The 13,224-nt window shown below is 51.5% G+C and carries 4 protein-coding genes, 4 tRNA genes and 5 rRNA genes; 9 read left to right on the plus strand and 4 right to left on the minus strand.

Annotated features, from left to right (window positions below; all coding sequences use genetic code 11):
* The first annotated feature begins 125 nt into the window (after positions 1 to 125).
* The 9 genes from PGW97_RS01615 (at position 126) to PGW97_RS01655 (ending at position 9,051) form a co-directional block, all read left to right on the plus strand.
* Positions 126 to 3,017, plus strand: a 23S ribosomal RNA gene (locus PGW97_RS01615).
* 115 nt (positions 3,018 to 3,132) lie between these two features.
* Positions 3,133 to 3,248: ribosomal RNA gene (gene rrf / locus PGW97_RS01620) — 5S ribosomal RNA — on the plus strand.
* Positions 3,249 to 3,592: 344 nt separating this feature from the next.
* Positions 3,593 to 5,144 (plus strand): 16S ribosomal RNA (locus PGW97_RS01625).
* A 91-nt stretch (positions 5,145 to 5,235) separates the two neighbouring features.
* Positions 5,236 to 5,311 (plus strand) — tRNA-Glu (locus PGW97_RS01630).
* 1 nt (position 5,312) lies between these two features.
* A tRNA-Lys gene (locus PGW97_RS01635) sits at positions 5,313 to 5,388 on the plus strand.
* A gap of 30 nt (positions 5,389 to 5,418) precedes the next feature.
* Positions 5,419 to 5,494, plus strand: a tRNA-Val gene (locus PGW97_RS01640).
* 313 nt (positions 5,495 to 5,807) lie between these two features.
* Positions 5,808 to 8,699 (plus strand): 23S ribosomal RNA (locus tag PGW97_RS01645).
* 116 nt (positions 8,700 to 8,815) lie between these two features.
* A 5S ribosomal RNA gene (gene rrf / locus PGW97_RS01650) occupies positions 8,816 to 8,931 on the plus strand.
* Together the 16S, 23S and 5S rRNA genes with 4 tRNA genes alongside form the textbook arrangement of a ribosomal RNA operon.
* A 43-nt stretch (positions 8,932 to 8,974) precedes the next feature.
* Positions 8,975 to 9,051, plus strand: a tRNA-Asp gene (locus PGW97_RS01655).
* A 698-nt stretch (positions 9,052 to 9,749) separates the two neighbouring features.
* Here PGW97_RS01655 and PGW97_RS01660 read toward each other — a convergent pair.
* From PGW97_RS01660 to PGW97_RS01675, 4 genes are all read right to left on the minus strand, one after another.
* Complete coding sequence (locus PGW97_RS01660; protein ID WP_273858332.1) at positions 9,750 to 10,607, minus strand: TIGR03899 family protein; 858 nt, start codon at positions 10,605 to 10,607, stop codon at positions 9,750 to 9,752.
* A 156-nt stretch (positions 10,608 to 10,763) separates the two neighbouring features.
* Positions 10,764 to 11,246, minus strand: a complete 483-nt coding sequence (locus PGW97_RS01665; protein WP_217394284.1) for a DUF3299 domain-containing protein — start codon at positions 11,244 to 11,246, stop codon at positions 10,764 to 10,766.
* Positions 11,247 to 11,250: 4 nt separating this feature from the next.
* Positions 11,251 to 12,510, minus strand: coding sequence for an ABC transporter permease (locus PGW97_RS01670; protein ID WP_273858333.1), 1,260 nt, complete (start codon positions 12,508 to 12,510; stop codon positions 11,251 to 11,253).
* Positions 12,507 to 13,196: an ABC transporter ATP-binding protein gene (locus PGW97_RS01675; protein WP_047883656.1), complete on the minus strand. Its 690-nt coding sequence runs from the start codon at positions 13,194 to 13,196 to the stop codon at positions 12,507 to 12,509. Before PGW97_RS01675 ends, PGW97_RS01670 begins: the two co-directional genes overlap by 4 nt.
* Positions 13,197 to 13,224: the final 28 nt, after the last annotated feature.

Raw genomic sequence — 13,224 nt, forward strand, 5'->3', positions numbered from 1 at the left:
GAGTTCTCAAGCAATACACATTCAAGTGTCTTGTGTAAGAAGAGTCCGGCAAAACAAACTAACCATCTTAACTCAGATGGAAAAACCTTGGTTGTTTGAACATACGAAACCTCTTGGGGTTGTATGGTTAAGTGACTAAGCGTACACGGTGGATGCCTGGGCAGTCAGAGGCGATGAAGGACGTACTAACTTGCGATAAGCGTAGATGAGGCAGTAAGAGCCACTTGAGTCTACGATTTCCGAATGGGGAAACCCAGCTGCATAAGCAGTTATCATCAAGTGAATACATAGCTTGATGAGGCGAACCGGGGGAACTGAAACATCTAAGTACCCCGAGGAAGAGAAATCAACCGAGATTCCGGCAGTAGCGGCGAGCGAAACCGGATTAGCCCTTAAGCGCTTTAGGTGTCAGGCGAATGAGCTGGAAAGCTCAGCGATACAGGGTGACAGCCCCGTAGCCGACAACACATTTGGCGTGAAAACGAGTAGGACGGGACACGTGTTATCTTGTCTGAAGATGGGGGGACCATCCTCCAAGGCTAAATACTCCTGACTGACCGATAGTGAACCAGTACCGTGAGGGAAAGGCGAAAAGAACCCCTGTGAGGGGAGTGAAATAGAACCTGAAACCGTGTACGTACAAGCAGTAGGAGCAGGCTTTGTCCTGTGACTGCGTACCTTTTGTATAATGGGTCAGCGACTTAATTTCAGTAGCAAGGTTAACCGTATAGGGGAGCCGTAGGGAAACCGAGTCTTAACTGGGCGTGCAGTTGCTGGGATTAGACCCGAAACCGAGTGATCTAGCCATGGGCAGGTTGAAGGTGCGGTAACACGCACTGGAGGACCGAACCGACTAATGTTGAAAAATTAGCGGATGACTTGTGGCTAGGGGTGAAAGGCCAATCAAACTCGGAGATAGCTGGTTCTCCCCGAAAGCTATTTAGGTAGCGCCTCGGACGAATACTACTGGGGGTAGAGCACTGTTAAGGCTAGGGGGTCATCCCGACTTACCAACCCTTTGCAAACTCCGAATACCAGTAAGTACTATCCGGGAGACACACGGCGGGTGCTAACGTCCGTCGTGGAGAGGGAAACAACCCAGACCGCCAGCTAAGGTCCCAAAGTTATCGCTAAGTGGGAAACGATGTGGGAAGGCTCAGACAGCCAGGATGTTGGCTTAGAAGCAGCCATCATTTAAAGAAAGCGTAATAGCTCACTGGTCGAGTCGGCCTGCGCGGAAGATTTAACGGGGCTAAGCGATACACCGAAGCTGCGGCAATGCGCATTAGCGTATTGGGTAGGGGAGCGTTCTGTAAGCCGCTGAAGGTGTCCTGTAAGGGGCGCTGGAGGTATCAGAAGTGCGAATGCTGACATGAGTAACGATAAAGGGGGTGAAAAACCTCCTCGCCGGAAGACCAAGGGTTCCTGTCCAACGTTAATCGGGGCAGGGTGAGTCGACCCCTAAGGCGAGGCCGAAAGGCGTAGTCGATGGGAAACGGGTTAATATTCCCGTACTTCTTGCTATTGCGATGGGGGGACGGAGAAGGCTAGGTGGGCCTGGCGACGGTTGTCCAGGTTCAAGGGTGTAGGCTGATGGTTTAGGCAAATCCGGACCATCTCAAGGCTGAGACCCGATGTCGAGGCACTACGGTGCTGAAGTCATTGATGCCATGCTTCCGGGAAAAGCCTCTAAGCTTCAGATAGCAAGAAATCGTACCCCAAACCGACACAGGTGGTCGGGTAGAGAATACCAAGGCGCTTGAGAGAACTCGGGTGAAGGAACTAGGCAAAATGGTACCGTAACTTCGGGAGAAGGTACGCTGCCGGCGGTGAAGAGACTTGCTCTTGGAGCTGCTGGCAGTCGCAGATACCAGGTGGCTGCAACTGTTTATTAAAAACACAGCACTGTGCAAAATCGAAAGATGACGTATACGGTGTGACGCCTGCCCGGTGCCGGAAGGTTAATTGATGGGGTTATCCTTAGGGAGAAGCTCTTGATCGAAGCCCCGGTAAACGGCGGCCGTAACTATAACGGTCCTAAGGTAGCGAAATTCCTTGTCGGGTAAGTTCCGACCTGCACGAATGGCGTAATGATGGCCACGCTGTCTCCACCCGAGACTCAGTGAAATTGAAATCGCAGTGAAGATGCTGCGTACCCGCGGCTAGACGGAAAGACCCCGTGAACCTTTACTACAGCTTGGCACTGAACATTGACCCTACATGTGTAGGATAGGTGGGAGGCTTCGAAGCAGGTACGCCAGTATCTGTGGAGCCGTCCTTGAAATACCACCCTTGTAGTGTTGATGTTCTAACGTCGCCCCCTTATCGGGGGTGCGGACAGTGCCTGGTGGGTAGTTTGACTGGGGCGGTCTCCTCCCAAAGCGTAACGGAGGAGCACGAAGGTGGGCTAATCACGGTCGGACATCGTGAGGTTAGTGCAATGGCATAAGCCCGCTTGACTGCGAGAATGACGGTTCGAGCAGGTGCGAAAGCAGGTCATAGTGATCCGGTGGTTCTGAATGGAAGGGCCATCGCTCAACGGATAAAAGGTACTCCGGGGATAACAGGCTGATACCGCCCAAGAGTTCATATCGACGGCGGTGTTTGGCACCTCGATGTCGGCTCATCACATCCTGGGGCTGAAGTCGGTCCCAAGGGTATGGCTGTTCGCCATTTAAAGTGGTACGCGAGCTGGGTTTAGAACGTCGTGAGACAGTTCGGTCCCTATCTGCCGTGGGCGTTGGATGATTGAGAGGGGCTGCTCCTAGTACGAGAGGACCGGAGTGGACGAACCTCTGGTGTTCGGGTTGTGTCGCCAGACGCATTGCCCGGTAGCTAAGTTCGGAATCGATAACCGCTGAAAGCATCTAAGCGGGAAGCGAGCCTCAAGATGAGTCATCCCCAGAGCTTTAAGCTCTCTGAAGGGTTGTTCGAGACTAGAACGTTGATAGGCAGGGTGTGTAAGCGCTGTGAGGCGTTGAGCTAACCTGTACTAATTGCCCGTGCGGCTTAACCATACAACACCCAAGGGGTTTTACGGACTCCACGAGCACTTGAATGGTGTGCTTGAACTTTAGTCAGTTTTTCCAAGATTGTGATTTACGGCCTGCGGGCGGTGAATCAAAGAATTTGCCTGGCGACCATAGCGCTGTGGACCCACCTGATCCCATGCCGAACTCAGACGTGAAACGCAGCAGCGCCGATGGTAGTGTGGGGCCTCCCCATGTGAGAGTAGGACATCGCCAGGCACCGATTCCAGAAAGCCCGTTGGGTCACAACGGGCTTTTCTTTCGCTCCAACTGGTGAATCAGTGAGCGGAGTCACGCTAAGGTTTTTTACTGACTGAAAAAGTAGAGAATTTTACCTTGACTTAAACGCTGGGAAGCGTATTATACGCCTCCTGACTTGCTGAAGCGCTCCGCGCTAACGCATTGAAAGTCAACGTTCTTTAACAATTTGACCATGCAATCTGTGTGGGCACTCGTGAACTGATAGTCAAAAAGATTTATCGATGAACTGAGTGACCAATTCAAAATGACTTCGGTTATTTTGGCACAGTCAATTTAATTCAGTATTCATCGAGCCAAAACTTTAATTGAAGAGTTTGATCATGGCTCAGATTGAACGCTGGCGGCAGGCCTAACACATGCAAGTCGAGCGGCAGCGACAACATTGACCCTTCGGGGGATTTGTTGGGCGGCGAGCGGCGGACGGGTGAGTAATGCCTGGGAACATGCCTTAGTGTGGGGGATAACCATTGGAAACGATGGCTAATACCGCATAATCTCTACGGAGCAAAGAGGGGGACCTTCGGGCCTCTCGCGCTAAGATTGGCCCAGGTGGGATTAGCTAGTAGGTGGGGTAACGGCTCACCTAGGCGACGATCCCTAGCTGGTCTGAGAGGATGATCAGCCACACTGGAACTGAGACACGGTCCAGACTCCTACGGGAGGCAGCAGTGGGGAATATTGCACAATGGGGGAAACCCTGATGCAGCCATGCCGCGTGTGTGAAGAAGGCCTTCGGGTTGTAAAGCACTTTCAGCAGTGAGGAAGGCGGTATCGTTAATAGCGGTATTGTTTGACGTTAGCTGCAGAAGAAGCACCGGCTAACTCCGTGCCAGCAGCCGCGGTAATACGGAGGGTGCGAGCGTTAATCGGAATTACTGGGCGTAAAGCGCATGCAGGCGGCTTGTTAAGCCAGATGTGAAAGCCCGGGGCTCAACCTCGGAATCGCATTTGGAACTGGCAGGCTAGAGTCTTGTAGAGGGGGGTAGAATTTCAGGTGTAGCGGTGAAATGCGTAGAGATCTGAAGGAATACCGGTGGCGAAGGCGGCCCCCTGGACAAAGACTGACGCTCAGATGCGAAAGCGTGGGGAGCAAACAGGATTAGATACCCTGGTAGTCCACGCCGTAAACGATGTCTACTTGGAGGTTGGTGTCTTGAACACTGGCTTTCGGAGCTAACGCGTTAAGTAGACCGCCTGGGGAGTACGGTCGCAAGATTAAAACTCAAATGAATTGACGGGGGCCCGCACAAGCGGTGGAGCATGTGGTTTAATTCGATGCAACGCGAAGAACCTTACCTACTCTTGACATCCAGAGAACTTAGCAGAGATGCTTTGGTGCCTTCGGGAACTCTGAGACAGGTGCTGCATGGCTGTCGTCAGCTCGTGTTGTGAAATGTTGGGTTAAGTCCCGCAACGAGCGCAACCCTTATCCTTGTTTGCCAGCACTTCGGGTGGGAACTCCAGGGAGACTGCCGGTGATAAACCGGAGGAAGGTGGGGACGACGTCAAGTCATCATGGCCCTTACGAGTAGGGCTACACACGTGCTACAATGGCATATACAGAGGGCAGCAAGACCGCGAGGTGGAGCGAATCCCACAAAGTATGTCGTAGTCCGGATTGGAGTCTGCAACTCGACTCCATGAAGTCGGAATCGCTAGTAATCGTGGATCAGAATGCCACGGTGAATACGTTCCCGGGCCTTGTACACACCGCCCGTCACACCATGGGAGTGGGCTGCACCAGAAGTAGATAGCTTAACCTTCGGGAGGGCGTTTACCACGGTGTGGTTCATGACTGGGGTGAAGTCGTAACAAGGTAGCCCTAGGGGAACCTGGGGCTGGATCACCTCCTTACCTAAAGACTGCGCTTTGCGTAGTGTCCACACAGATTGCTTGGTCGAAATGTAGAGAACATGTGTTCGGGTACCCAAACCCGGAACAAAAGGTCCCATTCGTCTAGAGGCCTAGGACACCGCCCTTTCACGGCGGTAACAGGGGTTCGACTCCCCTATGGGACGCCACGGGTCGTTAGCTCAGTTGGTAGAGCAGTTGACTTTTAATCAATTGGTCGCAGGTTCGAATCCTGCACGACCCACCATCTTCTCCTCGGAAGATGTAAAACATCGGAGGGCGATTAGCTCAGTTGGGAGAGCACCTCCCTTACAAGGAGGGGGTCACTGGTTCGAGCCCGGTATCGCCCACCACTCTCTAAATACTTTTCTGCACGGAGCCGCAGATTCAATAGCAGTAATGTTGTTGGGTCAGTTTCGTGACGCTGAAAGTCTTTAGACAGTGGCTGCCGCAAGGCAAACACATGCTCTTTAACAATCTGGAAAGCTGACTAGTAATTCGATTCATACGAATCGAAATTATTGTTTCTCGAAAGAGAAACGAGTTCTCAAGCAATACACATTCAAGTGTCTTGTGTAAGAAGAGTCCGGCAAAACAAACTAACCATCTTAACTCAGATGGAAAAACCTTGGTTGTTTGAACATACGAAACCTCTTGGGGTTGTATGGTTAAGTGACTAAGCGTACACGGTGGATGCCTGGGCAGTCAGAGGCGATGAAGGACGTACTAACTTGCGATAAGCGTAGATAAGGCAGTAAGAGCCACTTGAGTCTACGATTTCCGAATGGGGAAACCCAGCTGCATAAGCAGTTATCATCAAGTGAATACATAGCTTGATGAGGCGAACCGGGGGAACTGAAACATCTAAGTACCCCGAGGAAGAGAAATCAACCGAGATTCCGGCAGTAGCGGCGAGCGAAACCGGATTAGCCCTTAAGCGCTTTAGGTGTCAGGCGAATGAGCTGGAAAGCTCAGCGATACAGGGTGACAGCCCCGTAGCCGACAACACATTTGGCGTGAAAACGAGTAGGACGGGACACGTGTTATCTTGTCTGAAGATGGGGGGACCATCCTCCAAGGCTAAATACTCCTGACTGACCGATAGTGAACCAGTACCGTGAGGGAAAGGCGAAAAGAACCCCTGTGAGGGGAGTGAAATAGAACCTGAAACCGTGTACGTACAAGCAGTAGGAGCAGGCTTTGTCCTGTGACTGCGTACCTTTTGTATAATGGGTCAGCGACTTAATTTCAGTAGCAAGGTTAACCGTATAGGGGAGCCGTAGGGAAACCGAGTCTTAACTGGGCGTGCAGTTGCTGGGATTAGACCCGAAACCGAGTGATCTAGCCATGGGCAGGTTGAAGGTGCGGTAACACGCACTGGAGGACCGAACCGACTAATGTTGAAAAATTAGCGGATGACTTGTGGCTAGGGGTGAAAGGCCAATCAAACTCGGAGATAGCTGGTTCTCCCCGAAAGCTATTTAGGTAGCGCCTCGGACGAATACTACTGGGGGTAGAGCACTGTTAAGGCTAGGGGGTCATCCCGACTTACCAACCCTTTGCAAACTCCGAATACCAGTAAGTACTATCCGGGAGACACACGGCGGGTGCTAACGTCCGTCGTGGAGAGGGAAACAACCCAGACCGCCAGCTAAGGTCCCAAAGTTATCGCTAAGTGGGAAACGATGTGGGAAGGCTCAGACAGCCAGGATGTTGGCTTAGAAGCAGCCATCATTTAAAGAAAGCGTAATAGCTCACTGGTCGAGTCGGCCTGCGCGGAAGATTTAACGGGGCTAAGCGATACACCGAAGCTGCGGCAATGCGCATTAGCGTATTGGGTAGGGGAGCGTTCTGTAAGCCGCTGAAGGTGTCCTGTAAGGGGCGCTGGAGGTATCAGAAGTGCGAATGCTGACATGAGTAACGATAAAGGGGGTGAAAAACCTCCTCGCCGGAAGACCAAGGGTTCCTGTCCAACGTTAATCGGGGCAGGGTGAGTCGACCCCTAAGGCGAGGCCGAAAGGCGTAGTCGATGGGAAACGGGTTAATATTCCCGTACTTCTTGCTATTGCGATGGGGGGACGGAGAAGGCTAGGTGGGCCTGGCGACGGTTGTCCAGGTTCAAGGGTGTAGGCTGATGGTTTAGGCAAATCCGGACCATCTCAAGGCTGAGACCCGATGTCGAGGCACTACGGTGCTGAAGTCATTGATGCCATGCTTCCGGGAAAAGCCTCTAAGCTTCAGATAGCAAGAAATCGTACCCCAAACCGACACAGGTGGTCGGGTAGAGAATACCAAGGCGCTTGAGAGAACTCGGGTGAAGGAACTAGGCAAAATGGTACCGTAACTTCGGGAGAAGGTACGCTGCCGGCGGTGAAGAGACTTGCTCTTGGAGCTGCTGGCAGTCGCAGATACCAGGTGGCTGCAACTGTTTATTAAAAACACAGCACTGTGCAAAATCGAAAGATGACGTATACGGTGTGACGCCTGCCCGGTGCCGGAAGGTTAATTGATGGGGTTATCCTTAGGGAGAAGCTCTTGATCGAAGCCCCGGTAAACGGCGGCCGTAACTATAACGGTCCTAAGGTAGCGAAATTCCTTGTCGGGTAAGTTCCGACCTGCACGAATGGCGTAATGATGGCCACGCTGTCTCCACCCGAGACTCAGTGAAATTGAAATCGCAGTGAAGATGCTGCGTACCCGCGGCTAGACGGAAAGACCCCGTGAACCTTTACTACAGCTTGGCACTGAACATTGACCCTACATGTGTAGGATAGGTGGGAGGCTTCGAAGCAGGTACGCCAGTATCTGTGGAGCCGTCCTTGAAATACCACCCTTGTAGTGTTGATGTTCTAACGTCGCCCCCTTATCGGGGGTGCGGACAGTGCCTGGTGGGTAGTTTGACTGGGGCGGTCTCCTCCCAAAGCGTAACGGAGGAGCACGAAGGTGGGCTAATCACGGTCGGACATCGTGAGGTTAGTGCAATGGCATAAGCCCGCTTGACTGCGAGAATGACGGTTCGAGCAGGTGCGAAAGCAGGTCATAGTGATCCGGTGGTTCTGAATGGAAGGGCCATCGCTCAACGGATAAAAGGTACTCCGGGGATAACAGGCTGATACCGCCCAAGAGTTCATATCGACGGCGGTGTTTGGCACCTCGATGTCGGCTCATCACATCCTGGGGCTGAAGTCGGTCCCAAGGGTATGGCTGTTCGCCATTTAAAGTGGTACGCGAGCTGGGTTTAGAACGTCGTGAGACAGTTCGGTCCCTATCTGCCGTGGGCGTTGGATGATTGAGAGGGGCTGCTCCTAGTACGAGAGGACCGGAGTGGACGAACCTCTGGTGTTCGGGTTGTGTCGCCAGACGCATTGCCCGGTAGCTAAGTTCGGAATCGATAACCGCTGAAAGCATCTAAGCGGGAAGCGAGCCTCAAGATGAGTCATCCCCAGAGCTTTAAGCTCTCTGAAGGGTTGTTCGAGACTAGAACGTTGATAGGCAGGGTGTGTAAGCGCTGTGAGGCGTTGAGCTAACCTGTACTAATTGCCCGTGCGGCTTAACCATACAACACCCAAGGGGTTTTACGGACTCCACGAGCACTTGAATGGTGTGCTTGAACTTTAGTCAGTTTTTTCCAAGATTGTGATTTACGGCCTGCGGGCGGTGAATCAAAGAATTTGCCTGGCGACCATAGCGCTGTGGACCCACCTGATCCCATGCCGAACTCAGACGTGAAACGCAGCAGCGCCGATGGTAGTGTGGGGCCTCCCCATGTGAGAGTAGGACATCGCCAGGCACCCAATTTAGGTTAACGTTCTGAACAAACGTTAATCCTGAGTGGAGCGGTAGTTCAGTTGGTTAGAATACCGGCCTGTCACGCCGGGGGTCGCGGGTTCGAGTCCCGTCCGCTCCGCCACTTATACTAAGCCCAAGCAGAAATGCTTGGGCTTTTTTACGTTTAAAGATAATGTTGTTCGCCATTCGGTCGAATGAGCCCCGCAGGATCGACAGCCCGGCCGTTCCACCACTTATGCGAAGCCTGAATTGAAAGATTTGGGCTTTCTTGCATTTGGAATTTATCGGTTCGCCCTAAGGTCGGCCCTAAGGTCAAAGGGCTATCGACGGTAGCCATTTCACAACGAATTCAAAAGTTCCACTTATCACGAAACTTTGTCAGTGATAGCGAAGCTTTTTGACGTTTGGGGTAGCGTGTTCATCCTTGTTGAATCATTCATTGAATGAGCCTCGCTGTGTGCAATTCCGGCTGCTCTGCTGCTTCACTAACAATGACTGCTTGTTTGTTACGTTGACGGCTTTTCAACGTGTGACTGACAGTCACTTAGTCTGTGATCTTGGCTTATCCTCTTTCCCCTCTCTGACTTGTAAAGTCAGTCGTTAGGGATGTATTGAATGTTTAAATATACCGATCACTTAAATATCTGTCAGATGAAGAGCAAGCCTTCATTAAGCGACTTTTTATTGTTTTAATGATGCCGTAAGGATATAGCAGAGGATGTTGAGGTATTGACTAACTAACAGTGCCTGAACTTCAGAGATGCGGTTGGCCTATCTGTTTGTAGTTATTGAAAATTGTGTAGCCATTAAAAAATGGGGTTAATGATCTGACTCGATAAGGAAATGGGAGTGCATCATTTCCATCAGGCTTTCCCTGAAAGGTTCATGAGTTTTGCTGCCAAGGAGTTCGGCCAATTCCTGTCCGGTAGGCGTTAGGCGGTAATAGGTGAAACTACACCCTTTTTGTTGTGGGGTCAGGCGGTAATGATGCGTCTGATAGCTGAATGTTAGTGGTGTTTGAGGAGCGAATTCGCCTGACTCTAACTCTGTTTTCAGAACTAACCCGAGCTCCATCAGGATCAATATATCGGAGTAAGGAAGCTGGAAATGTCCTAGGGTCAGCTTCTTGGTGGTTGGTGCCAGTAATGAAGGTAAAAGTTTGTGCCTGATAATAAGGGACGTCAGGATTTTTTTGCTTTTGTCTCCGCCAAAATAGCAGGTCAGAGTACATGCCCGAAGAAAAATCTGGGCTTCTTTGTGGGTCATGGCTCTGAGGGTATCGAGTGTTTTAATCGAAATAGAGCCCGGTAATAAGCACTCTTGTTTGAGGATCCGGCTCCATAGCCGTTGCATGGAAGGATTACGGATACGCTTGGCGATGGAAAAAAAGTGAGAGAGCCAATCTAGATCGGGCTCTCCTGATTTTTCACTATGGCCGCTGTCGAAAGCTTGTTTGGTTATTCTTTCCAGGTTTTCCTGCTCCAGCAAATGTTCTTTTTGCTGTCTTTTGTCAAAGCGCTCTTGGAGAGAATGCGGCTCTTGCGGATGGATGAGGTAATCAATGCCGTGCTGGCCAGCAATTTTTGCAATGACTTTCTGAGTACCATGTTTTGACGATGACGGTTCTTCTTTCTCTGTCGTGGCCGTTAATACCGTACTGTCATGTTGTTCGCTCATTCCACCAGGCTCCATTATTATCAGGCTCCATTCTCATTAAGATTCTAGTGTAACCAGTCAGGAAACCGGGTGGCAATGGGATAGGTGGGAAAAGCGGATCTGGGTGAGGAAATATCACTAACCGGATACCCCGGTTAGTGACAGGCAGAGGCAGCTTTACATATCGTCGTAGGCTTCGATACGTGTGCCTTCCAACATATAACCGACTTGTGCCAGTTCATGGTTGATGGATTGGGTTTTCAGGGTCCCGATCAAATAAACGACGTCCCATAGCTCCTGGACCGGGGCTCCTTGGGGAAACTTGACATAAATAATCTGGTTCGGTGGCGGGGGTGGAACATGGATACATGCTCCGAAGTAGGGGACCAGCAAAAACTCTGTCAGGGTGTTTTCATTCCCTTCGAGTGGAATGACAAAGCCGGGAATTTTCACTTGGCTACCGTTTAACTCCTCTCGAACCGACCCCAGCACAGACTGAGGTGCAGCATCACCATCGTGACTCATGACCGGCATCTGCTGTTGGTTAAACTGCGTCCGTTCTTTTTCCGGAACCAGGTCAATCCAATCTAACGTCAGTAGTTCAGTAGCCTGGCTGAACATCGGCAGCCAGCAAGCGAAAATCAGAATCCATTTTTTCATAAGATTAAACCTTTATAGTCATGCCATCAGATAGAGAATGTCGAAATGCCTGAAGTGCAGGGATAAATCCTGCGAGCATGCCTGCGATTTGCACCATACCGAGCAGGAAGTATTCATAAGCCGTCGGCGCGGAGAGCGAAAGAACCATTCCGAATTGGGTTTGGAGAATCGGTTGAGCAATGGCCATTGCCAGATAGAGTAATCCGATACCGGACAAAATGCCTGCCGCGGTGATCACCGTTGCTTCACTGATCAGCAGGAAAAAAATATGCACAGGGCGAGCGCCCATGGCACGTAAGATGGCCATTTCCCGCCGCCGTTCATTCAGGCTGGTCAGCAGGTTGGTCAGCATACCCATCAGACCTGCGATGACCACGAAGCCTGAAACCGCCAGCAGTGCCTGCTCTGCGATGGACATCATGCCCCAGAGCTCATGTAATGCGATACCTGGCATAATTGCACTCAGAGGCTCTGAGGGATAGCTATTAATGGTGCGTTGCAGAGAGAAGGCCTGGATCCGTGATTTCAGCCCGAGGAAAAGCGCCGTGATCTGTTTGGGCTCAAACTGAGCTTGTGATAGTGATTCGGCCGTCGGCGTATGGCCTAACCGTGCCCCGCTTTCCCAGCCGACATGAATAGCTTCAATGGCCGGGAGTGAGACATGAACACTGCGATCGACAGGCGTACCAGTGGGGGCAAGAATCCCGACAACCTTAAAGGGCAGGTTGTCGTGTCGATTGAAGGCTTTATCGCTGATGCCATGGGCAATGATGATTTCATCACCAATTTGATAGTTGAGCTTCTTTGCCACCTCTGACCCTAATACAGTGTCAAACAGGGTCTCAAACGCACGGCCTTGGGCCAGAACAAGTGACTGTTTCTGGCCGTAACGATAATAGCGGAAATAATCGGGGGTGGTGCCAATCACCCGGTATCCCCGGTGTGAATCGCCGAGTGAGATTGGGATGGCCCAGTCGACAGCGGGATGTTGGCGAATATTCTGATAGCTTTGCCAGTCAATATTATTGGTGGCGTTACCTATCCTGAACACTGAATACAACAGCAGATTCACCTGGCCCGAACGGGCCCCGACAATCAGGTCTGTCCCTGATATGGTGTTGGCGAAGCTGGCTTTAGCCTGGGTTCGGATTTTTTCTACGCCTAAGAGCAGGCTGACCGAAATTGCCACGGTAAGGATGGTGAGTACAGCGGTTGCTTTACGGTTCAGCAGGCTTTGCCAAGCCAGGCGGATTATCGCAGTCATGCGTATTCTCCTGTGGCCCGGTTGAGGCTGCTCAGGCTAAGGTGGCGATCAAACAGATGTTCCAGTGAGGCATCATGACTGACAAACAGTAGTGTCATGTTTTGTCGCTCACATTCTTCCATCAGAAGATTGATGAAGGCTTCCCGATTGTCATGATCCAACGCGGAAGTGGGCTCATCGGCAATAAGTAGAGGTGGGCGTCCGATTAATGCGCGGGCTGCCGCGACACGTTGTTGCTGCCCGATGCTTAGTGTGCTGACCGGGCGGTGAAGGCATGCATCAGGCAGGTGTAATTGTGTCAGCAGACGACGCGCTTCTTGTGGTAATTGTCCATTGAGGAGCTGCCTGCGGCTGTCTGAAAACCGGCAGGGTAACAGTACATTGTCGATAACGGATAGATAAGGCAACAAGTTAAACATCTGAAAAATATAGCCCATATTGTCCGCCCGGAATCGATCCCGCTGGGTTGCTGACAGTGAGCTAAATGGCTGATCCAGAAGCCGGATGGTGCCTGTGGTAGGAAGATTGATGCCTGCCAGCAGGCTCAGCAGGGTGGACTTTCCGCTGCCGCTCGGGCCTTTCAGGAAGGTTTTTTCTCCCCGGCGGATTGTCAGGGACGGGATGTCAAGCAAGGTCGGCTGTTTCGGCCAGTGAAACGTTAAGTCACTGATCTCAATAATCGTCATAATGCATCCTGAACAATGGGGGACGAGC

The organism is Photobacterium sp. GSS17 (genome assembly GCF_028621875.1).
GTDB lineage: Bacteria > Pseudomonadota > Gammaproteobacteria > Enterobacterales > Vibrionaceae > Photobacterium > Photobacterium ganghwense.

What these genes read in the sequence shown, in the direction of transcription:
- PGW97_RS01660 (WP_273858332.1), bottom strand. Translation starts at nt 10,607, where the DNA reads ATGAGCGAACAACATGACAGTACGGTATTAACGGCCACGACAGAGAAA.
- PGW97_RS01665 (WP_217394284.1), bottom strand. Translation starts at nt 11,246, where the DNA reads ATGAAAAAATGGATTCTGATTTTCGCTTGCTGGCTGCCGATGTTCAGC.
- PGW97_RS01670 (WP_273858333.1), bottom strand. Translation starts at nt 12,510, where the DNA reads ATGACTGCGATAATCCGCCTGGCTTGGCAAAGCCTGCTGAACCGTAAA.
- PGW97_RS01675 (WP_047883656.1), bottom strand. Translation starts at nt 13,196, where the DNA reads ATGACGATTATTGAGATCAGTGACTTAACGTTTCACTGGCCGAAACAG.